20 protein-coding genes are annotated in these 19,934 nt (G+C 47.5%); 8 read left to right on the top strand and 12 right to left on the bottom strand.

All coding sequences use genetic code 11. The features are described from left to right. Positions 1-26: 26 nt before the first annotated feature. Entirely contained in the window at positions 27-278 is a 252-nt protein-coding gene (locus ACIGBN_RS05065; RefSeq protein ID WP_133002972.1) for a hypothetical protein, read from the top strand. A 70-nt stretch (positions 279-348) separates the two neighbouring features. Here ACIGBN_RS05065 and purD read toward each other — a convergent pair whose 3' ends face one another. From purD to dsbD, 9 genes are all read right to left on the bottom strand, one after another. Further along, positions 349-1,635, bottom strand: coding sequence for a phosphoribosylamine--glycine ligase (purD, locus tag ACIGBN_RS05060; RefSeq protein WP_396663988.1), 1,287 nt, complete (start codon positions 1,633-1,635; stop codon positions 349-351). A gap of 69 nt (positions 1,636-1,704) precedes the next feature. Further along, complete coding sequence (gene purH / locus ACIGBN_RS05055) at positions 1,705-3,282, bottom strand: bifunctional phosphoribosylaminoimidazolecarboxamide formyltransferase/IMP cyclohydrolase (RefSeq protein ID WP_133003343.1); 1,578 nt, start codon at positions 3,280-3,282, stop codon at positions 1,705-1,707. 83 nt (positions 3,283-3,365) lie between these two features. Next, positions 3,366-3,674, bottom strand: coding sequence for a DNA-binding transcriptional regulator Fis (fis, locus tag ACIGBN_RS05050; RefSeq protein ID WP_243712003.1), 309 nt, complete (start codon positions 3,672-3,674; stop codon positions 3,366-3,368). Between the two features lie 69 nt (positions 3,675-3,743). Beyond that, positions 3,744-4,733, bottom strand: a complete 990-nt coding sequence (gene dusB, locus ACIGBN_RS05045) for a tRNA dihydrouridine synthase DusB (protein WP_133002974.1) — start codon at positions 4,731-4,733, stop codon at positions 3,744-3,746. Between the two features lie 156 nt (positions 4,734-4,889). Continuing rightward, positions 4,890-6,242 (bottom strand): zinc-ribbon and DUF3426 domain-containing protein, encoded by a 1,353-nt coding sequence (locus tag ACIGBN_RS05040; RefSeq protein WP_396663985.1) that lies wholly within the window; start codon positions 6,240-6,242, stop codon positions 4,890-4,892. Positions 6,243-6,289: 47 nt separating this feature from the next. Next, positions 6,290-7,183, bottom strand: coding sequence for a 50S ribosomal protein L11 methyltransferase (gene prmA / locus ACIGBN_RS05035; RefSeq protein WP_396663983.1), 894 nt, complete (start codon positions 7,181-7,183; stop codon positions 6,290-6,292). Positions 7,184-7,304: 121 nt separating this feature from the next. Continuing rightward, positions 7,305-8,645 carry an acetyl-CoA carboxylase biotin carboxylase subunit gene (gene accC, locus ACIGBN_RS05030; RefSeq protein ID WP_133002977.1) on the bottom strand — a complete coding sequence of 447 codons (1,341 nt, stop codon included), beginning with the start codon at positions 8,643-8,645 and terminating at the stop codon, positions 7,305-7,307. A gap of 21 nt (positions 8,646-8,666) precedes the next feature. Further along, on the bottom strand, positions 8,667-9,119 hold the full coding sequence (accB, locus tag ACIGBN_RS05025) for an acetyl-CoA carboxylase biotin carboxyl carrier protein (protein ID WP_133002978.1): 453 nt from the start codon (positions 9,117-9,119) through the stop codon (positions 8,667-8,669). 285 nt (positions 9,120-9,404) lie between these two features. Continuing rightward, the gene (dsbD, locus tag ACIGBN_RS05020; protein WP_396663980.1) at positions 9,405-11,249 is read right to left on the bottom strand and encodes a protein-disulfide reductase DsbD; all 1,845 of its coding nucleotides are present in this window, start codon (positions 11,247-11,249) and stop codon (positions 9,405-9,407) included. Positions 11,250-11,356: 107 nt separating this feature from the next. Between dsbD and ACIGBN_RS05015 the strand changes: the two genes are divergently transcribed. From ACIGBN_RS05015 to ACIGBN_RS04990, 6 genes are all read left to right on the top strand, one after another. Beyond that, entirely contained in the window at positions 11,357-12,214 is an 858-nt protein-coding gene (locus ACIGBN_RS05015; RefSeq protein WP_396663978.1) for a hypothetical protein, read from the top strand. A gap of 12 nt (positions 12,215-12,226) precedes the next feature. After that, positions 12,227-13,288 (top strand): DUF2333 family protein, encoded by a 1,062-nt coding sequence (locus ACIGBN_RS05010; RefSeq protein ID WP_133003344.1) that lies wholly within the window; start codon positions 12,227-12,229, stop codon positions 13,286-13,288. Between the two features lie 42 nt (positions 13,289-13,330). Further along, on the top strand, positions 13,331-13,846 hold the full coding sequence (locus ACIGBN_RS05005; protein ID WP_396663976.1) for a GNAT family N-acetyltransferase: 516 nt from the start codon (positions 13,331-13,333) through the stop codon (positions 13,844-13,846). Positions 13,847-13,995: 149 nt separating this feature from the next. Beyond that, positions 13,996-14,415 (top strand): tetratricopeptide repeat protein, encoded by a 420-nt coding sequence (locus ACIGBN_RS05000; RefSeq protein ID WP_133002982.1) that lies wholly within the window; start codon positions 13,996-13,998, stop codon positions 14,413-14,415. Between the two features lie 212 nt (positions 14,416-14,627). After that, positions 14,628-15,167, top strand: a complete 540-nt coding sequence (locus ACIGBN_RS04995) for a GNAT family N-acetyltransferase (RefSeq protein WP_133002983.1) — start codon at positions 14,628-14,630, stop codon at positions 15,165-15,167. A 26-nt stretch (positions 15,168-15,193) separates the two neighbouring features. Beyond that, a complete protein-coding gene (locus tag ACIGBN_RS04990) occupies positions 15,194-15,736 on the top strand; it encodes an isochorismatase family protein (RefSeq protein ID WP_396663971.1) in 543 nt (180 codons plus the stop codon). A gap of 90 nt (positions 15,737-15,826) precedes the next feature. Here ACIGBN_RS04990 and ACIGBN_RS04985 read toward each other — a convergent pair whose 3' ends face one another. From ACIGBN_RS04985 to ACIGBN_RS04975, 3 genes are all read right to left on the bottom strand, one after another. Further along, positions 15,827-16,624: an SHOCT domain-containing protein gene (locus tag ACIGBN_RS04985; protein WP_396663967.1), complete on the bottom strand. Its 798-nt coding sequence runs from the start codon at positions 16,622-16,624 to the stop codon at positions 15,827-15,829. A gap of 248 nt (positions 16,625-16,872) precedes the next feature. Continuing rightward, on the bottom strand, positions 16,873-17,709 hold the full coding sequence (locus tag ACIGBN_RS04980; RefSeq protein WP_396663965.1) for an EamA family transporter: 837 nt from the start codon (positions 17,707-17,709) through the stop codon (positions 16,873-16,875). 242 nt (positions 17,710-17,951) lie between these two features. Further along, on the bottom strand, positions 17,952-18,851 hold the full coding sequence (locus ACIGBN_RS04975; RefSeq protein ID WP_396663963.1) for a homocysteine S-methyltransferase family protein: 900 nt from the start codon (positions 18,849-18,851) through the stop codon (positions 17,952-17,954). A gap of 225 nt (positions 18,852-19,076) precedes the next feature. Here ACIGBN_RS04975 and ACIGBN_RS04970 point away from each other — a divergent pair, with 225 nt between their 5' ends. Then, positions 19,077-19,934 carry a crotonase/enoyl-CoA hydratase family protein gene (locus ACIGBN_RS04970; protein WP_396663961.1) on the top strand — a complete coding sequence of 286 codons (858 nt, stop codon included), beginning with the start codon at positions 19,077-19,079 and terminating at the stop codon, positions 19,932-19,934.

The raw sequence follows: 19,934 nt of genomic DNA, 5'->3' as shown, positions 1-19,934 counted from the left end.
TTATTATTAACTAGATAGGGGATGAAATGCTATATCCAATTTTGGTCGAGTATTATGTTTGGTTCGGCTTAGCGTTATTGTGCATTACTTGGTTCACTCGCCAACACAAGCCAAAAACACGTACTAACTTGATGTATGGCTATGGAATGCTGATTGTTGTGGGCTTTTTGCTTGCGCTGGATTGGGTAGCAGGAGTAATTTTCGGCTTAATTGTGCTCGAGCTTGGTCGCACATTTAAGCAGTGGCTCGACAAAAAAGAGCGACAGATAAAACAGTAAACGAATTCACCAACTAAAAAGGCCTCATCTAGAGGCCTTTTTAATGCTTTCTTGTCAGCAGAACTGGGTATTACTTTTGCTCACGAGCAATGGCACGGTGGCCAATGTCGGTGCGGAAGTAAACTTTATCCCAAGACAGTGTTTTCACTACGTCGTAAGCACCAGCTTGCGCATCAGCTACTGTGTCGCCAAGAGAGACCGCACAAAGGACACGACCACCGTTAGTAACCACGTTACCATCTTTCAATGCGGTGCCCGCTTGGAAGACTTTTTGGTGTGCAGGCAGTGCTGTGTCCAAACCAGAGATTACGTCGCCTTTCGGGTAGTCAGCAGGGTAGCCGCCCGCCGCCAGTACAACGCCTAGGCTGGCACGAGGGTCCCAATCTGCTTCCACGCTGTCTAGCTCGCCATGAATGGCCGCCAAACACATTTTTGCTAGATCGGAACGTAAACGCATCATAATAGGTTGCGTTTCAGGGTCGCCAAAACGACAGTTGTATTCCAGTGTTTTTGGTGTGCCGTCCGCGGCAACCATGACACCAGCGTACAAGAAACCACGATAGCGATTGCCTTCTGCATTCATGCCTTTCACGGTTGGCATAATCACTTCGTTCATGATGCGATCATGGATTTCAGGCGTAACAACAGGGGCAGGAGAATAAGCGCCCATGCCGCCAGTGTTTGGACCTAAGTCGCCATTGTCGCGCGCTTTATGGTCTTGGCTGGTGGCCATTGGTAGAACCGTTTCGCCATCAACCATGCAGATGAAGCTTGCTTCTTCGCCAGTTAAGAACTCTTCGATAACCACACGGCTGCCAGCGTCACCAAAAGAGTTGCCTTGTAGCATGTCTTCAACGGCTTCGATGGCTTCTGCTTCTGTTTGAGCCAGAATCACGCCTTTACCAGCGGCTAGGCCATCGGCTTTTACCACGATAGGCGCGCCTTGTTGCTTGATGTAAGCAACCGCAGGTGCGATCTCAGTGAAGTTGCCGTAAGCCGCTGTTGGGATGTTGTGGCGAGCCAAAAAGTCTTTAGTAAAGGCTTTGGAGCCTTCTAATTGAGCGGCTGCGGCGGTTGGGCCGAAGATCGCAAGACCTTCTTTTTCAAAAGCATCAACCACACCGATAACAAGCGGTGCTTCTGGACCAACAATGGTCAGGTCGATGTTTTCTTTTTTTGCAAAGGCAACAAGATCGGCGATGTCAGTCACGCCGATATTAACGTTTTCGACTTTGTTTTCGGTTGCTGAGCCAGCGTTACCTGGAGCAACAAAGACTTTTTCGACATCGTTTGATTCTGCGGTTTTCCATGCAAGAGCATGTTCACGGCCGCCGTTACCAATAATAAGAACTTTCATTATTTCATCCTTTCTATTGTAAACCAGTGGATCGCTCCACTGGTTATTCGCTAAATAGTGACGTCTATTTTAGTGACGGAAATGACGCATGCCAGTGAAGACCATGGCCATACCAGCTTCGTCGGCAGCCGCAATAACTTCTGCGTCGCGCATAGATCCGCCAGGCTGAATGACCGCTGTGATGCCCGCTTGTGCTGCGGCATCAATGCCGTCGCGGAATGGGAAGAAAGCATCAGAGGCCATAACAGAGCCAACCACTTCTAGATTTTCATCTGCGGCTTTAATGCCAGCGATTTTTGCACTGTATACACGGCTCATTTGGCCAGCGCCCACACCGATCGTTTGTTCTGCTTTCGCGTAAACAATGGCGTTAGACTTAACAAATTTAGCGACTTTCCAAGCGAACAATAGATCTTTTAGTTCTGCTTCACTTGGCTGACGCTTAGACACGATTTTAAGGTCATCAAGAGTGATGACACCGTCGTCACGGTCTTGAACCAATAAGCCGCCGTTAACGCGTTTGTAGTCTAGGGCAGCGGGTTTGTTCGCTGACCATTGGCCACATTCTAGCAGGCGTACGTTCTGCTTAGTTGCAACGATATCGGCTGCCGCTTGGCTGACGCTTGGCGCGATAATAACTTCAACGAATTGACGGTCAACAATGGCTTGAGCCGTTGCAGCGTCTAATTCTTGGTTGAAAGCAATGATGCCGCCGAAAGCAGACGTTGGGTCAGTTTGGAAGGCCAGTTCGTACGCTGCCAGCTGATTTTCAGCCGTCGCGACACCACAAGGGTTGGCGTGTTTAACGATAACACAGGCTGGCTTGTCGAAGCTTTTAACGCATTCTAGAGCGGCATCTGTATCGGCGATGTTGTTGTAAGACAAGGCTTTACCTTGAACTTGCTTCGCGGTGCTGATGGACGCTTCTTTTGGATTGGCTTCTACATAAAACGCCGCTTTTTGATGAGGGTTTTCACCGTAGCGCATTTCTTCTTGCTTGTTGAATTGCAAGTTGAAAGTGCGAGCAAAATCTTCGCTGCCGCCAGCCACTTTTTTGCCAAGGAAGTTAGCGATAGCGCCATCATAATGAGACGTGTGTTCAAAGGCTTGAACGGCCAAGTCGAAACGCTGGTCGTAGGTTAAGCCGCCATCTGCTTTTAGCGAAGCAAGCAGTGTGTCGTAGCTTGCTGGAGAAACAACGATTGCGACGTCTTTATGGTTCTTCGCAGCAGAGCGAACCATAGTAGGGCCGCCGATGTCGATGTTTTCAATTGCCATTGGCAAATCGCAGTCAGGGCGTTCGATGGTTGCTTCGAATGGGTATAGGTTAACGACAACCATATCGATTTCGTCGATACCGTGTTCTTTCATGATCGCGCCGTCGATGTCACGACGTCCAAGGATGCCGCCATGTACTTTCGGGTGCAGTGTTTTTACACGGCCGTCCATCATTTCAGGAAAGCCGGTGTAATCAGACACTTCCGTTGCTGCTACTTGGTTTTCAAGCAGTAGACGGTAAGTACCACCAGTAGAAAGGATTTCGACGCCCTGTGCGGTCAATTCGCGTGCGAATTCGACAATGCCTGTTTTGTCGGAAACGCTGATTAGAGCTCGTTTGATTGGAGTAACAGTAGTGTGATTTGCCATCATGGTTCTCGCAATTGATTAACGATAAATAAACAAGGGGAAGGTAAAACGAAAAAAGGGCGAAACCGCCCTTTTTTCAATGGTTAAAGCATGCCGTACTGCTTTAACTTTTTGCGCAACGTACCTCGGTTTAAGCCAAGGATAGTTGACGCCTTTGTCTGATTGTCTTTTGTGTAGCTCATGACAGACTCTAGCAGAGGTGCCTCAACCTCAGCTAAGACTAACTGATACAAGTCAGTCACTGGTTGCCCATCCAAGTGAGCGAAATAGTTTTGCAGTGCCTTTTCAACATTGTCACGTAGGGTTTGTGACTGCTCTGAAGAAGCAGCTTGAAACGTTTGAGTATGAGTTTGTTCTACCACAGAGTAACCTTCTAGTTTAAAGCTAACCATTTAGTAATAGGCATTGAGCATAGACCACGGATGAGGATAAATCAGCCGAGACTATGAAATCGTTGTCTATTAAGTACAAGGTTCGTTTGCCATATGACAAACAAAAAATTCGTTCAATTGATCGAGCTGTTCTTGCGTATTAGTAATACGGTTAAATTCGCTGCGAAATTGTGTTTTGTCCGCCAACGTTTGCAGGTACCAGCCAACATGTTTGCGTGCAATGCGCACGCCTAGATAATCACCATAAAACTGGTGAAGAGCATTCACATGGCTGATCACTAACTGTTGCACTTCTAAAAGAGAAGGAGGCGCTAACAGTTCATTGGTTTGTAAATAGTGATTTATTTCCCGGAAAATCCATGGTCGTCCTTGTGCGGCACGTCCAATCATAACGCCATCTGCTTTGGTATAATCCATCACAAACTTTGCGGTCTTCGCGTCCTTGATATCGCCATTAGCAAACACCGGAATGGTAAGGTGTTGTTTAATTTCGGCGATGGTATCGTATTCGACTTGGCCTTTAAATTTGCATTCACGAGTCCTTCCATGAACGGCCAATGCTTTAATGCCAATGTCTTCTGCCATCTTGGCTATGGTGAGACCATTTTTCTGGTCTAGGCTCCATCCTGTTCTGATTTTCAACGTCACAGGAACGGACACACTATTTACCACCGACTCTAGTATTTCTCGAACCAACACTTCATCTTTCAACAGAGCAGAGCCTGCGGCTTTGTTGCAGACTTTCTTAGCAGGGCAGCCCATGTTGATATCGATGATTTGTGCGCCAAGCTCAACATTTTGTTGAGCGGCTTCAGCCATCATCAGTGGGTCTCCGCCAGCAATTTGCACTGACCTTGGCGAGACTTCGGCATCATGAATTAAACGATGACGACTCTTCGTTGAGTTCCAAAGACGAACATCAGACGTCACCATTTCTGAGACGACTAAACCGGCACCCTGATCATGGCAAAGACGGCGAAAAGGCAAATCTGTTACACCTGCCATAGGGGCAAGAATAACGGGTTTGTCAACGCAATATGAACCAATAGCAAATGCCATGTTGTTCCTGAATACTGAATCGGATGTTTAAAGATCGGCGACAACGTCGAGCGGGCGTGCATAATACCTAGTCGATAGGCATTTTTGAAGTCTTGACAGCACAAAAATTGACTAAAAATTGTGCTTATTTTGCCGCTAGATCAAAATAACCCCAAATTAGTAAGAGCGAGTCTCTGCTGGGAAAACTCTGAGTTGGTGAGTGACGGCTCTTGCGCCTGGATCACGGATCGGAATCACCAGATGAATTGGCGTGTTGGGTGGCATATAAGTGATGTCGAGGAAGTCTTTGTCTAGGTAGTTTTTAGGGGCGAAGAGGCGGGCGGCCACTGGTGCGCCATTAAGGTCGAAAAACTCCAGGGCAATTTTGGGCATGGGTTGAGCGTAGCGACTGGTGTTAGTGATAATGGCGTTGACTAACAACGCATTGGTTTGAGTCGGGTGGCTTTGAATGCGCACGTGTTGAATGCTAATGGCATGGATGTCTACAAACGTGGGGAGTGTGCAGCCGGTATAGGTGCAAAAAGTTCGGTAAAAAACGCGAAAATTTTCCGACTGACTGCCTTGCACAAAAAAGTGCCCTGTTACTTGTGTCGCCAGTGCGAATAGGGCCAATAGCGCGCCTAAAAACCACAGGAAAGTGCGAGGTTTTTTGTTGGATTTCTGCTCTTTTTCATATTCGCCAATCAAGGGGTCTAGGTATTCTTGGCTGGTGATTTGGTTAAGCGCATTGTTTTGCTGGCTGACTCGATTCGGGGCTTCTACTTCCGCTGCGGTTTGCGCGAGTGAATGCAGTGCCACCATATAATCGGGTTCTGGCTCATTGGCCTTGGCATCTTGCTTAGGCTCTTTCTGGGTTGTCGCAAAGTGCTCTATGGTTTCTTTTTTGATGGGCTGCGATCTTGGCGACGCGCTAAGGGCGGCTTCTACCTCGGCCAGTTCTAATTCCCACGGTGCCGGGTCACTGTTGTCTGTGACAGGCTTTTTGGGGGACGGTTTGGCTTGAGGCGTGTGTGGTGTTTCATTGCCAGCGTACGTGCTTTCGCTGACTTTGGTCGCCTTGTTTGGTGGTGTGGCGGAATAGGTTTTGTTGTGTTTTGGCGCGTCGAATAATGGATCGTCTGGTGTGCCTGGGGCTAGATCGTCTTCGTCGAATAAGGTTTGCAGCCATTCCGGATTGACGGGTTCATCATCAGCCGAGGTGAACAACATGGTGTTTTTCGCCGATGTGTCTGGCTGCTCTGCAAAAGCGTCATCAAATGCACTGGCTATAGGGTCTTGTGTCTCGCTGTAGCCCGCCTTGGTTGCTGTGTCGTTTGTCGCGGTATGCTCTGTGACTGGGGATGGCGTGGCGATAGGACCATGGGATGAGGGGTTAGCGGCTTCCATGGCATCAAAAATATGGAAACATTGACCGCAACGCACTTTTCCTTTTGCCATGCTTAATACATCATCGGTTACACGAAATGCAGTGGAACATTTTGGACAACGAGTAATTAAGCTATCGGTCATTGCGTTACGGCCTTCCTTATCGAACTTTCACAAAGAGCAATGTTGTTTTAAGCGTTTTTTACGCCAACAATGCGTACCCATTCTTCTTTTTCTGTCATTGACTCAATGGTAAACCATTCCTGATACGCCTCGATGACTTCCTGTGCTTGATTCGCAAGGATGCCGGATAGCGCCAGTTTACCGTTAGGTTTCACTAGGGCGGTGATCGTTGTAGCCAATTGAGCAAGAGGGCCCGCTAGGATGTTTGCTACCACGATATCAGCTTGCAAGTCTGACTCATAAGGCGGCAGTTTTACTTCAATGCGCGCTGGGTCTATTTGGTTGCGTTCTGCATTGGCTTGGGTGGCTTGAACCGCTTGTGGGTCAATGTCGATACCCACCATGTTATTCGCGCCAAGCAATAGCCCTGCAATGCCTAGAATGCCGGAGCCACAACCATAATCAATGATGGTTTTGTTTTCGCAGTCAATGCTGTCTAGCCATTGTAGACATAACGCTGTGGTTGGGTGAGTGCCTGTGCCAAAGGCTAAGCCTGGGTCTAGCATCAGTGTGATGGCATTTTCATCAGGCACTTCGCGCCAGCTAGGGCATACCCATAGGCGTTCGCCGAATTTGATGGGATGGTAGCTGTCCATCCATTCTCGTTCCCAATCTTTGTCTTCTACGATTTCAATTTTTAGCTCAAGTGACTCAGCGTCGCCTAATGCAGCGGCTTTGTGTTCAACGGCTGGGCGAATGTGCTCAAGGTCAGCATCCGCTTCAAATAAGCCAGTGACTTGGGTGTGCTTCCATAATGGTGTGGTGTTCAGGTCTGGTTCGTAGACTGGGTCGTCATGCACGTCTTCAAAGGTCACCACGATTGCGCCGCAATCTAGCAGAGTATCTTCAAAGGCTGGGACGTGCTCAGGTGTGGTATTTAAACGTATTTGAAGCCAAGGCATAAAACAAGAATCCGAAAATAAACAATCAAGGGGTAGAATAACGAAGCTGGGGAAGGTTCGCGAGTAGAAAATGATTACCCCTAGCGATTTTTACGATCGCTAGGGGTAAAAGCGTCAGCGATTAAAGGCCGAGCTTTTTCTCCAAATAATGGATGTTAACGCCACCAGCAATAAAGTTCGCATCGTTTGTGAGATCTTTTTGCAGGTCAATGTTGCTCTTGATGCCATCGATGAAGGTTTCATCTAATGCACCAGAAAGGCGTTTTAGTGCCATAGTACGGTCCGGCGCATGACAGATGATTTTTGCAATCATAGAGTCGTACGTTGGTGGTACTGAGTAGCCGCTGTAAAGGTGAGAATCAACGCGTACACCGTTACCGCCTGGCGCATGGAAGTAGTTCACTTTACCAGGGCTTGGCATGAAGGTTTTAGGGTCTTCAGCGTTAATTCGTGCTTCTACTGCATGGCCGTTTAGCTTGATGTCTTCTTGTTTAAGAGTCAAAGGCATGCCGCTGGCAATACGAAGCTGTTCTTTTACGATGTCGACACCCGTTACCATTTCTGTAACAGGGTGCTCTACTTGTACACGAGTGTTCATTTCGATGAAGTAGAAAGCGCCATCTTCGTATAGGAATTCGAATGTACCTGCGCCGCGGTAGTTGATCTTGATACAAGCATCAACACACGCTTTTAAACAGGCTTGGCGAGATTCTTCGTTCAGCATTGGTGCTGGTGCTTCTTCCAATACTTTTTGGTGACGACGTTGCAAAGAACAGTCGCGATCGTATAAATGAATCGCGTTGCCTTGGCCATCAGCAAGTACTTGAACTTCTACGTGACGTGGGTTTTGTAGGAATTTTTCCATGTAAACCGTACTGTCACCGAAGTAAGAGCCCGCTTCAGATTGCGTCACGCTGATGGCTTTAAGTAGGCTGCCTTCGTTGTGAACAACGCGCATACCACGACCACCACCACCTGCAGCGGCTTTGATGATCACAGGGAAGCCAATTTCACGAGCAATGCGAACACATTCTTCTGGATCTTCTGGCACTGGGCCGTTAGAGCCTGGAACGGTAGGAACGCCAGCTTCTTTCATGGCTTTAATCGCAGAAACTTTGTCACCCATAAGGCGAATTGTTTCAGCTTTAGGGCCAATGAAGGCGAAGCCAGAGCGTTCAACTTGTTCAGCAAAATCTGCGTTTTCAGCTAGAAAGCCGTAACCTGGGTGAATCCCAGAAGTGTCTGTCAATTCTGCGGCACTGATGATCGCAGGAATGTTCAGATAGCTTTGCGCTGAAGGATTTGGTCCGATACAGATGGATTCGTCTGCTAGGCGAACATGAAGTAGGTCGCGGTCAATTTTAGAGTGAACCGCAACGGTTTTGATACCGAGTTCTTTACACGCACGTAAAATACGTAGCGCGATTTCGCCTCGGTTTGCAATCAATACCTTATCGAGCATGATGAAACCTATTGCTGTGGATTAAACGATGGAAACGAGAGGTTGATCAAATTCAACTGGCTCGCCGTCTTCTACAAGGATGGCACCGATAGTACCAGACTTGTCAGCTTCGATTTGGTTCATCATTTTCATGGCTTCAACGATACAGATAGTATCGCCAGCGTTGACTTTTTGACCGACTTCAATGAAGGCTTTAGCACCTGGTGCTGAAGATTTGTAGTAAGTTCCAACCATTGGGGAATTTACTGTGTGGCCTGCGATTTCAGGTGCGGCTGCTGGTGCGGCAGAAGAAGACGCTGGTGCAGGCGCTGGCGCAGCTTGAGGTGCTGGCGCTGCCATCATTTGTGGCGCCATAGCAACGGGAGCGCCGCCACGACTAATGCGAACGGCTTCTTCGCCTTCTTTGATTTCAATCTCGTAGACGTTAGATTCTTCTAGAAGCTCGATTAGTTTTTTAATTTTGCGAATATCCATTGTTACTCTCTTCTTTCGGTCTAAATTGTTTAGCGCTTTTATGAAGGCTAATCATTATTAATTCGGCACGCTCTGGCAAAAATAAAGATCTTTAATGAAGAGATTGCAAAACAGCCGTCCTGGCAACCTGCTAACATCAAATGACCAAAGGGAAGGGGTCAGAGTCATGTGGCGAGAAATTATCGTTAAAAACCGTGAAATTGTCCAGTTATGACGTAAAAAAACCGAAAACTGGCACTCCTGTTTTATATTTAACCAGTGGTAAACCGACCGGCCTTTTTTCACTTAATCGCTTTTCGTTACAAAGTGTAGACGATTTAAAACCTCAGCCTTAGTCGGCTCACCCACGAGGGTTAACTTTTTCCTTTCATTGCCTTTAGTGTCTAGAAAAATCAGTGATGGCGGGCCGAAAATAGCGAAATGCGCCATCAGCGCTTTGTTCTCTGGCGTGTTTTTGGTCACATCTACTCTCACAAGCTGAACGTTTTGCAGCAGTGGACGCACGTCGTTGGCTTTAAAAATCTCTTCTTCCATGACTTTGCAGCTAATGCACCAATCCGCATAAATATCCAACACTATGGGTCTGTTGTCATCGGCGGCTACCAAGGCGTGGATCTCATCCAATCCACCGATGGTTTGTTTGAACATAGGTGCGGACAGTGTCGTGACCATGCCTTGACTGGCAGCAATGGGTTTTAGAGGGTTGCTTGAACCAGTGGCTCCGCCGTACATTTCGAACGCACCAATGACGCCAAAGAATAGGGCGAAGAACCAGCGCACTGGGTGAGAGTAAGACGTGGTGACTCTATGTAAGAAATAGGCACTGATCGCAAAAGCCAGCGCGCCCCACAACACAAGGTGTGTCATAGCGGGTAGCCAACGGGTGGCGAGCCAAATCGACACCGCCAGTAGGGCAAAGCCCATAATGACTTTGGTATCGTGCAGCCAAGGGCCATTTTTGGGTAGTATTTTGGGGCCAAAAAGTCCGACCAAGAGCAAAGGAATCCCCATGCCTAACGCCATGACAAACAGCATCAGCGCGCCATACCAAATATCCCCTTGGCTGGAAATATAAAGCAAGATGCCTGCCACGGGAGCCGAGACACAAGGTGAAACGATCAGCGTCGCCAGTACCCCAGCCATAAACGTATTTAGAGTAGTGCGTACGCTAGAGTTTGTTGCAGACTTGCCACTTTGTTGCAGTCGGTTTTGCCAAGAAGATGGCAGACGCAACTCATAAACACCAAACATGGCGAGCGCCAGCGCAATAAAGAGAGCGGCACTAATGCCCAGTAAAATAGGGCTTTGCAATTGCGCTTGCAGGTTGAGTTGAGTGCCAAAGACGCCAGCGATGGCACCAATGGCACCATACGTCAGAGCCATGGCCAACACATAGACAACGCTGTAATAGAAAGCCCCTAGTTTTGAGCGCCGAGTGCCCACCACAATAGCGCTAACAATTGGAATCATAGGCAATACGCAAGGGGTGAGTGAGAGCAAAAGCCCAAACCCAAAGAGCGCGGCAATAGCGGTCCACAGACTGCTTGATGCAAGCAATTGGCTAATGGAGGAGGCTTCTGAAGGCGCAAAATCAGGCGTTTGTGACGCAGACGATGACGTCTTTTTGCTGTCTATGCTAGGCTTTGTTTGTTCAGCGGTAGTTGTCGTGAACTTTTTTTCTACGGGCGGTACGGTAAATTCAATTGGCTCTACTTGTGGCGCATAGCAGAGGCCTTTTTCAGCACAACCTTGATAATGTAAGGCGGCCTTGATTTTGGTGCCAGCAGGTAAGGTAATGTCATAATAAATAGGAACCGATAGCTGGTGTTTGTAAACAATGACATCACCAAAGTATTTGTCGGTTTTGTCTTCTCCTTTCGGCAGCGCCGCGAAATGCAGTTTGTCGGCTTGCGGACCAGAAAGAGACAGGCGGTTTTGATAGAGATAATAACCTTCGTGAATAAACCAATTGGCTTTGATGATGCCATTTTGAGGGGCATCAATAGACACTTTGAATGCTTGCTCAACGGGAAGAAAGGTTGGCTCTAATGATTTGCTAGTGGGGGCAAAAGTAAAGGCAAAGGCCGTGCTGTTAACCAATAGCAAAAAAAATACAATCAATGTGCGCATAATAATCTTTCGTAAAATAAGTTAGAGTGCGTGAATCTATTCCATCACGCGAATAGCGGATATAGACTATCAAGCCGTCAAAAAGTTGCTAGTCATAAGGGGTTAAATTGAGCATTAAAACGATATCCTTACTGTTTGCTGTCATTTTCCTAGCAGGGTGTCAGGCAAATGTGAAAAAATCAGACTCATCACAAACGATGGCTGACGCAGAACCGTCCGCGCCGACCTTGGCATCATCACAATCAACAACGCCGCCTCGCACGTCAGTCACACAAGCGGCGGCTTTACCTAAAAAAACGATGACGGCGTATGAGAGTCTTACTGACAAGCTGGTCAAACAGGGTCAACAAGCGCTGGCGGAGAAGCGTTTGCTTACGCCTGTAGAAGACAATGCTAATTTGTATTTTCAAGCGGTGTTAGGGCGCGACCCAGGTAATTACTCTGCGACAGTAGGGATTGCCGAGATTGTCGATACTTACACCCAGTGGGCGTGGAATGCTGCGCAACAGGGTAATTATAAAATGGCGACTCGTTATTTGGCGTCCGCGCGTTCTGCTAACCCAGAAGATGCGACTATTACGCAAATGGACCAACGAATTGCCCGTTTAAAAGCACAGCGAGCGGCCGCAGTAGCGCGTCAAAAGGCGGCTCAGCCATCTGCTGAGTCATTACAAAAGGAGAGCGGCCACGCCGTTGAGACAGCAGTGACGACGGCGCCAGCAAAAGCTGGGCAATACTTTTTGCCAAAGACGCTATTTAGTTTGAGTGACGATGAGATTGTTGAGAAAATGCAGCCTATCATCGATAAGGTAAAAAAAGACAAAAATGACATTGCCATTTATTGGCCGAATGACAAAGAAGCGCGATTGATTTATCAAATTATTAACAGTCGTGTGGTTGATTTTCGTGTGCGGGCTATGATTTATCATCGCTCAGATTACATGGTCGAATTACAACAGAATTAAGGTGAAATAATGATGGCGAGTTTATTAAGTAAATTGCAGTTTTGGAAAGGTAGCTCCCATTTACCTGGTTTGTGGAAATGGTTGCTGGCGTTGGTGTGTGTGTTGGCTATTTTGCTCTCTGTGTTGGGCATGTATTGGAGCAATGAACCGAGCCAGTTTGATGTGGTTGCAGAAGCCAAAGCGACGGCGCAAGCGCGCGATGATCTGGGGGAAAACAAGCAATTGGTTGTGGGTTACACCACCGCCAATACATTGCATGAAATGGTGGATACCTTACTTAATAAGCCAGGCGGATTTATTTCGAATGATGTGATGCCACCAGGTATATTTATGGACAATATGCCGTCTTGGGAATTTGGCGTCTTGGTACAAGTCAGGGATTTAGCCCGCGCGATGCGTAAAGAGTTTAGCCGTTCGCAATCTCAATCTACCGAAGATGTGAACCTAAAAGTCGCTGAGCCGCAGTTTAACTTCGATAACAACAGCTGGGCATTGCCGTCTAGTGAAAGCGAGTACCTGCGTGGCAACAAAGAAATATTAGAATACATGGATCGCTTGGCGGGAAATTCTTCACAAGCCCCCGCGAAATTTTATGCCCGTGCAGACAATCTAGTGGATTGGTTGTCTGATGTTAGTACGCGATTAGGCAGCTTGTCTCAGCGTTTATCTGCCAGTGTGGTGAAAGTGCGCGAGAACACAGATTTGGCCGGTAATAAGAGCGCACAGGATGCGAGCAACAATAACAATGAAGAAGCTTATAAATACGTTAAGACTCCTTGGGGTCAGATCGATAACGTTTTTTATGAAGCGCGTGGTACAAGCTGGGCCTTGATTCACATTCTTAAATCCGTAGAAGTGGATTTTGCTCCGACACTGCGCGATAAAAATGCGCTTGTTAGCTTGCGTCAAATTATTCGAGAACTGGAATCCACTCAGGAAAGTGTGTGGTCTCCAATGATTCTAAATGGCAGTGGCTTTGGGGTGTTGGCGAACCATTCTTTGGTGATGGCGTCTTACCTTTCTCGTGCTAACGCGGCCTTGATTGATTTGCGCAGTTTGCTTGAGCAAGGCTAGGTTGCAAGCCTCAATAACGACCGTCTAAGAGACCATAGCGGTATGAATACAAAGCAAAGTCATTTTATTCGTGCCGCTGTGTTAGACGACGCCCCGGCTATTTTAGCCATCTTTCAGCAAGGTGATCCGTTTGCGGTCACCGCCAATCGACAAGACTGCATCGGTCTGCTCGACGTAATGGAATGGCTTGAAACCGCTACAGACAAGCACCCAATGTTGGTGATTGAAGCCCATGGGGAGGTGCTTGCTTGGTGTTCTCTTGAGCCTTTTTATGGTCTTCCTGCCTTTGATAAAGCGTCCGAATTTAGCCTCTATGTTGCTCCTGAACATCAACACAGAGGGTTGGGGAAACAGCTTATTCATTATTTGTCGCAGCACCAAGACGACATTGGCTTTACTCATCTGATTGCGTTTATCTACGCAAGTAACGTTCGCAGCCAAGGCTTTTTTGCAAAGCAAGGGTTTGAGCAGTGGGGGTTATTGCCCAACATTGCGCAAAATGGCAGCGTCAAAGAAGACATTCATCTTTTTGGCAAAGAATTTAGCGAACCAAGCTAGCGCCGTCGTCGAATCTTAACTTCATCGTATTTGTGGGTGGCACGCTTTTTAAAGAAAAGTGGGCTTTGTCACAACAGAACTGTCATAACGACGCGATTAAAATTACCATAGGCGACAATTCCCTTTGAACGCATACCTTAGAGTGACATATGAACACGAAAATTTATAAAGAAGTCTTTTCCCTTGCCAGTGATTTGATGTCTTGTGCAAATAAACAAGATCAAGCGGGCTTTGATACTTGCTACGCGCAATTGAAAAAAATCTGTGACGAACACGACAACACCGACAAGGATCACCCGGTTCAATGGGAAGCGCTTGCTGACTTTACTGATGACATTGAATTGGCCATTGCGCTTTACCATAAGGCTTTATCAAAAGCGGAAGCGATTAATTCAAAAGACTACTTGTCTTCTATTGGTTATTCCACAGCCCGCCTGCAAGTTGAGTTTGGCGATACGGCCGGGGCCATTGCCTCGTTAGAAAAAGCCAAAATCAACAGCAATAAAATCATCGACAAAGAGCTCAAAGCGGAAATTCACGACCTACTAAAAGAGTTGCAAGACGCCTAACCACACGCTAAAGCGCGTTACCCAGACGACATGGGTAACGTCGTTTTTACCTCTCCCTTTTTCCTGTTACCGCTTTCCTGTTATTACTCTCCTAATTATTCTCTAGCTTTTCATCGGTGTCGTTTTAAAATGATTCGTACTGTCTTTGAGTGTCGCAAACGCAGAAAGACTATCTGATTTATTGCAAAGCTTGCCTAACGTAAGAGGAAATTATGTTTACATTGGAGGTTGAAAAAGGCTTAAAACTGGCTCTGGTTCACCGCACATTCGCGCCCTTATATTTTGATATTGTGACGAGAGAGCGTGACTATTTGGGGGAATGGTTGGCTTGGCCGCCACAGGCTCATGATGACGGTTTTTTTCTGAATTTTATTAGTCGCTCTTTGCGCGACTACGCCGATGGAAAATCACTGGTTTGTGCAATGTTTTATAATGAAACCTTAGTGGGTAATATCAGCTTTAACAGCATCGATCATGATCTGAAAAAGGTGGAGATTGGTTACTGGCTAAGCGCTAATTATCAAGGTAAAGGGATTGTCTCTAAATGCGTTACTAAACTAATAACGATGGCCTTTACTGACCTCGATATGGAGAAAGTGCAAATATCAGCGGCGGTAGACAATCGGCCCAGTCGCCGAGTGTGTGAACGTTTAGGTTTCAAGCTTGAAGGTATGATTACACGAGCCGAAAACGTGAATGGTCGAGTGCTTGATCATGCTGTGTATGGATTACAGCGTGCAGATTGGCGTTAGGTTTGGTCAATATTTAGGAGGTGTTCATGTTAGCAAAAGAAACGACGGGCCTTATCGTGGTGGATATTCAAGGTAAGCTTGCTCGCCTAGTTCACGACAGTGAATCCTTTATTTCCCATTGCGAAAAGCTGATTAAGGCTGCCCAGACGCTCGCTCTCCCGATTATTTACCTTGAACAAAATCCGGATAAATTAGGCTCGACGATAGAAGAAGTTCACTCGTTACTAGCCCCGTTGGAGGCAATCGAAAAGTTTACCTTCAATGCTTGTGAAGCAACCGAGTTTCGCGCAGCGGTGCAGGCAGAATCACAGGTAACCACTTGGTTAGTATGTGGCATTGAGGCGCACATATGCGTTTATCAAACCGCCATTGGCTTGTTGGATCGTGGTTACGATGTGCACTTGGTCAGTGATTGCGTTTCTTCCCGAACGCAGACCAATAAGCAACTTGGGATAACCGCACTGATGAATAAAGGGGTGGCGATAACGGGCTTGGAAATGTGTCTGTACGAACTGGTAAAAGACTGCAGAGCACCGGAGTTTCGTTCCATTCTCGGCTTAATTCGATAAGGTCTTACGACACGCATGAGAGAGTGTGAAACCACTCCCGCTGATTGAAAACTCAATGGGCGGGAGTGGTTTCGTATCTCTTAATAGCGACTAGATACGATTAAGCAGTTCTGTCTTTTTCGAGTTGTATTCGTTTTCGGAGATGGCGCCAGCGTCTTTTAATTTGGCCAGCTTCTCGATGATTTGTAAGGTCTCATCAATCGATGTACTACTCGGAAGGCTGGTGTTGCTTTGTGGTGCATTATTGGTTTGCACTGAATGGCTGCTTGTTTGGTTGTTGTTCGCCTGCGCATAGCTATTCTGTGTCGGTTCGGCGAAATTACGCTGTGGTGCAGGCGCTATGCCTACTCCTGACACTATGGGCAAGCTATTGACCGCGATGGTGCCGTATTGGCTGCTGAAGGTGAGAGACGAGTCGCCACCTTGTTGCTGGCTAACGCCGCCAATATTGTTGTCCAGTGTGTTGTAAACGGTGACTTGGCCATTGAGCTCCACCGCCAAACGGTTGGGAAAGACTGCGTAGCGAATATTGTTTTGTGCGCCACTGCTAAACGGCTGACCTAAATCGCCTGGCCACCATTGGTTGCTACCGGGCGTGCCTTTTGGAATAGGAACAAACACTTGAAAGTTGACTAGGCCATTGGCCAATTCGTTACAAAGGTTGTCTACGGTGTTTTTCAAACCATAATTGAACATGTCGCCTACCATGGTCATGCCACCGCGCATCCATTGACCGCCGCCGCCTAACTCTGGGCAATTGAATTGTGCCATGCTACCAGCCCCGTTATTGACGGCGATCAGCATGTGCATCACCGCATCGAAACTCAGGTTGTACTTACGGCTAAGGTTATTAACTAATTGTTGTCCGTCTTGCGTTAAATTTTGCATATATGGCTCTTTTAATTAAGTTAAAAAACGGCGCGCTGTTTGGCTTTTTTGAGGTTGGCAGGTTCCGTGGAGTCGCTAGTCTACCATAGGGACGAGAGATTAAATGTGACACAATTGCTTGTTTTTTGATCTGTTGTCGGTGGCGCTTAAATAAAGAAGGGATTCATCGGCGCCCGCTCTGTTTTTTTGTTTGAAAAATGAGAGCGGGCAAGGCCTCAAAGAGGGAGGCGAGCGCGACAAGCAGTGACTTATGATTTTTTAGTAAGGCTTGCACCAATGCAGGCTAGACTGATCGCCACAATGCCCAGCCACTGTAATGCGCTTAGTTGCTCGTTAAGAATGATGGCGCCAGCAATGGCGCTAACCGCAGGCGATGCGCTCATTAAAACCCCAAAAATACTTCTTGGCAGCCGTTTTAGCGCGTACATATCGAGCAAGAAAGGGATGGCGCTGGATAGCAAGGCAATGATTAAACCAAGCATAAGAACATTTGGAGTAAAGAGAGAGAGTCCCGCTTGAACTGTGCCAATAGGCACCATAAACAGCGCGGCGATCAGCATCCCCGTTGCCACACCTTTACTGCCAATTTGTGAGACTGTGCTTGCCGTCTTGATGTACAAACCCCAGCAGATGGCCGCCAATACGGCGTAAATCACACCGGTTATATTTAACGTGGTATCGGTTTGATTAAATGGCAGTAACAGCACACCAATCAATGCACAGAATATCCAGATAATGTCCGTTCTACGTTTAGTAGAAAGCAATGAAATACCAAGCGGCCCCAGCACCTCTATGGAAATGGCGATGCCGACAGGGATGTACAGAAATGCGCGATAAATTAATAGGTTCATGAGTCCAATCATGGCGCCGTAGATCACAATGCTCGGCCATTGAGACACGCTGAGCCTGACTTTCCACGGCTGAAAAAGGACAACAAAAAGGAGTGCGCTGATGCCGATACGCAATGCGGCGACGCCATCGGTGCCGACGAGAGGGAAAATGGTTTTCGCAAAGGCGGCGCCAACCTGTAAAGACAGCAACGAAACAAAGGCGGCAATCATCGGAAATTGAGTTGAAGGTATCATGGGTACTGCTCATCCATCGAGTCATTAAGGGCGTGTTTTGTCATCGCTGATGTTGTGATTATTGGCCACGCCAGTCACATTATGCCTTACGAGCTCACCGCCTGAATATCTATATCATTGGCTATCTTGGTCTTGAAGCGGGGGTCCATGCTTGTTGGACAGCGTCTTGCTGAGAGGCTTTGCCATTGCTGCCTCTTTGCTAGTGATCAAACTCAATAGCAAAGAGGCGTCTAACCATGGTGTTAGTTGTTTATGCTCTTTTGCCATTGGCTTAATAGAGCAATGTGTTCAGGCCCAATGCCGCAGCAGCCGCCGATAATACGAGCGCCAAGCTGATACCAGTGTTTGGCAAACGCGAGATATTCCTCAGGCGATAACTCACGGTAGTCTTGTATGCTGTCGTTGGCTTGGTGGTCTTTCGATATGGGGGTAAAGCTATTGGCGTATGCGCCAATATCAATGGAGCGATCGTGTGTCGCCAATGCCTCTGTGGTGTCACGAATGGCTTGTGCCATGGCTTCAGGGATGGAGCAGTTGAAGAAAATGCCCGCTATGTTTTGCGAGAGAATGGCCTCAATGGCTTGGCTCACAGGTTCACCTGAGCGTAACTTGGCCGATGAGCTCACCTCATCGCTCAATGTAAAGGCGTAATAGCAAGGCTTGGTTGAGCCTTTTAGAACATTGGCCGCGATAAGGCCTTCTTCAATGCTGGCGATGGTTTCAACAAGCCAAAGATCCACATGATCGTCCTGTGCCTGCATCAAGTCATTTAAAATGTCGAATGCACGGTTACTATCGAATAAATCAGGACGGTAGGAACCAAACGGAGGCGGTAACGACCCTGCGACCAATACGTTTTGTTTCGCCTTGTCGGCGGCTTCTTTCGCTAGGGCGGCGGCGTATGTGGCTAAAGCGCAGCCACGTTCTTGATAAAGCGCTTCACCAAGGTGAAATGGCACACAGGCATAGCTATTGGCGGTAATGATGTTGGCGCCGGCGGCAATAAATTCTTGGTGTGCTTGCGTCACATAATGAGGGGCTTCTATCAGAGAAGCGGCGCTCCACCATGGTTGTGAAAAAGGCGCGCCCATGCGCTTAAGCTGACGGCCCATGCCGCCATCGAGTATGGTTAGATTTTTCATTGTAGAGGTCTTGTGTCGGCCCAAATTAAGAGGAGGCAATTCAACCATAATTTGCCGCAAATGATAATGAAACTTCGTCCGGATGAGGATGAGAAAAGTTCAGCGCCGGAGGGTGGTGTGCAAGCGACTTGATTCTAACGGTCAAAGCTTGCTAATTTGATGTGTCTTGGTTGTTTAATAGGCAATGGCCTAACTTATAAAAATGATAAATAAAGGGTGAGAGTCATGGCTGTTTTAGAGCGAAAATTCACGTGTTTTGAGGTCAATATTAAAGACCATATTGCGCACATTCAGATGTCTCGTCCAAATGAGCTGAACACCATGAATAAGGCGTTTTGGCAAGAGCTTCCCCGTTTGGTGAAAGCGTTAGACGATGAGGCGCTGGCGCGAGTGATTGTTATTTCATCGACCGGAAAACACTTCAGTGCCGGTATGGATCTTGGTGTGTTTATGGGAGGCGATGCGGTTCCCTTGACGGGCGACCCTGGCCGAATGGCGGAAAATTTACGGCGTGTGGTGATGCAGCTTCAAGCGAGTTTGTCTGCGCTTGAAGAGATACGCATTCCTGTTTTGGTGGCGATTCATGGGGGCTGTATTGGTGGTGCTTTGGATTTGGTGTGCGCAGCAGACTGTCGTTATGCCACAGAGGATGCTTTTTTTACCATTAAAGAAACAGAACTTGGGATGACCGCGGATGTTGGTACCTTGCAGCGCTTTCCGGCCTTAGCCCCGCCGGGATTGGTGCGTGAATTGGCCTATACGGGACGTAAATTTAGTGCCCAAGAAGCCAAAGAAATGGGCTTGATCAATGCCGTTTACCCCGATCACGAAAGCTTGATCGAAGGGGTGTTGGAGGTGGCAAAATTGATCGCGAGGAACTCGCCTTTGGCGGTAACTGGTTGCAAAGAGATGATTAACTACAGCCGCGATCACAGTGTGGAAGACAGTTTAAAATACATGGCGACTTGGCAAGCGGGCATGTTTAGACCCAATGATATGGTAAAAAGCTTTGCCGCCAAGCAGCAGAAAACTCAGGCTAAGTTTGACGATATTTGGCCGCAGAAACCGCTCTTTGAGAAATAG

Source organism: Marinomonas sp. NPDC078689 (assembly GCF_044542435.1).
Lineage (GTDB): Bacteria > Pseudomonadota > Gammaproteobacteria > Pseudomonadales > Marinomonadaceae > Marinomonas > Marinomonas arenicola.
This window is presented reverse-complemented; position numbering and strand designations above follow the sequence as displayed.

What these genes read in the sequence shown, in the direction of transcription:
- ACIGBN_RS05065 (WP_133002972.1), top strand. Translation starts at nt 27, where the DNA reads ATGCTATATCCAATTTTGGTCGAGTATTATGTTTGGTTCGGCTTAGCG.
- purD (WP_396663988.1), bottom strand. Translation starts at nt 1,635, where the DNA reads ATGAAAGTTCTTATTATTGGTAACGGCGGCCGTGAACATGCTCTTGCA.
- purH (WP_133003343.1), bottom strand. Translation starts at nt 3,282, where the DNA reads ATGGCAAATCACACTACTGTTACTCCAATCAAACGAGCTCTAATCAGC.
- fis (WP_243712003.1), bottom strand. Translation starts at nt 3,674, where the DNA reads ATGGTTAGCTTTAAACTAGAAGGTTACTCTGTGGTAGAACAAACTCAT.
- dusB (WP_133002974.1), bottom strand. Translation starts at nt 4,733, where the DNA reads ATGGCATTTGCTATTGGTTCATATTGCGTTGACAAACCCGTTATTCTT.
- ACIGBN_RS05040 (WP_396663985.1), bottom strand. Translation starts at nt 6,242, where the DNA reads ATGACCGATAGCTTAATTACTCGTTGTCCAAAATGTTCCACTGCATTT.
- prmA (WP_396663983.1), bottom strand. Translation starts at nt 7,183, where the DNA reads ATGCCTTGGCTTCAAATACGTTTAAATACCACACCTGAGCACGTCCCA.
- accC (WP_133002977.1), bottom strand. Translation starts at nt 8,645, where the DNA reads ATGCTCGATAAGGTATTGATTGCAAACCGAGGCGAAATCGCGCTACGT.
- accB (WP_133002978.1), bottom strand. Translation starts at nt 9,119, where the DNA reads ATGGATATTCGCAAAATTAAAAAACTAATCGAGCTTCTAGAAGAATCT.
- dsbD (WP_396663980.1), bottom strand. Translation starts at nt 11,249, where the DNA reads ATGCGCACATTGATTGTATTTTTTTTGCTATTGGTTAACAGCACGGCC.
- ACIGBN_RS05010 (WP_133003344.1), top strand. Translation starts at nt 12,227, where the DNA reads ATGGCGAGTTTATTAAGTAAATTGCAGTTTTGGAAAGGTAGCTCCCAT.
- ACIGBN_RS05005 (WP_396663976.1), top strand. Translation starts at nt 13,331, where the DNA reads ATGAATACAAAGCAAAGTCATTTTATTCGTGCCGCTGTGTTAGACGAC.
- ACIGBN_RS05000 (WP_133002982.1), top strand. Translation starts at nt 13,996, where the DNA reads ATGAACACGAAAATTTATAAAGAAGTCTTTTCCCTTGCCAGTGATTTG.
- ACIGBN_RS04995 (WP_133002983.1), top strand. Translation starts at nt 14,628, where the DNA reads ATGTTTACATTGGAGGTTGAAAAAGGCTTAAAACTGGCTCTGGTTCAC.
- ACIGBN_RS04990 (WP_396663971.1), top strand. Translation starts at nt 15,194, where the DNA reads ATGTTAGCAAAAGAAACGACGGGCCTTATCGTGGTGGATATTCAAGGT.
- ACIGBN_RS04985 (WP_396663967.1), bottom strand. Translation starts at nt 16,624, where the DNA reads ATGCAAAATTTAACGCAAGACGGACAACAATTAGTTAATAACCTTAGC.
- ACIGBN_RS04980 (WP_396663965.1), bottom strand. Translation starts at nt 17,709, where the DNA reads ATGATACCTTCAACTCAATTTCCGATGATTGCCGCCTTTGTTTCGTTG.
- ACIGBN_RS04975 (WP_396663963.1), bottom strand. Translation starts at nt 18,851, where the DNA reads ATGAAAAATCTAACCATACTCGATGGCGGCATGGGCCGTCAGCTTAAG.
- ACIGBN_RS04970 (WP_396663961.1), top strand. Translation starts at nt 19,077, where the DNA reads ATGGCTGTTTTAGAGCGAAAATTCACGTGTTTTGAGGTCAATATTAAA.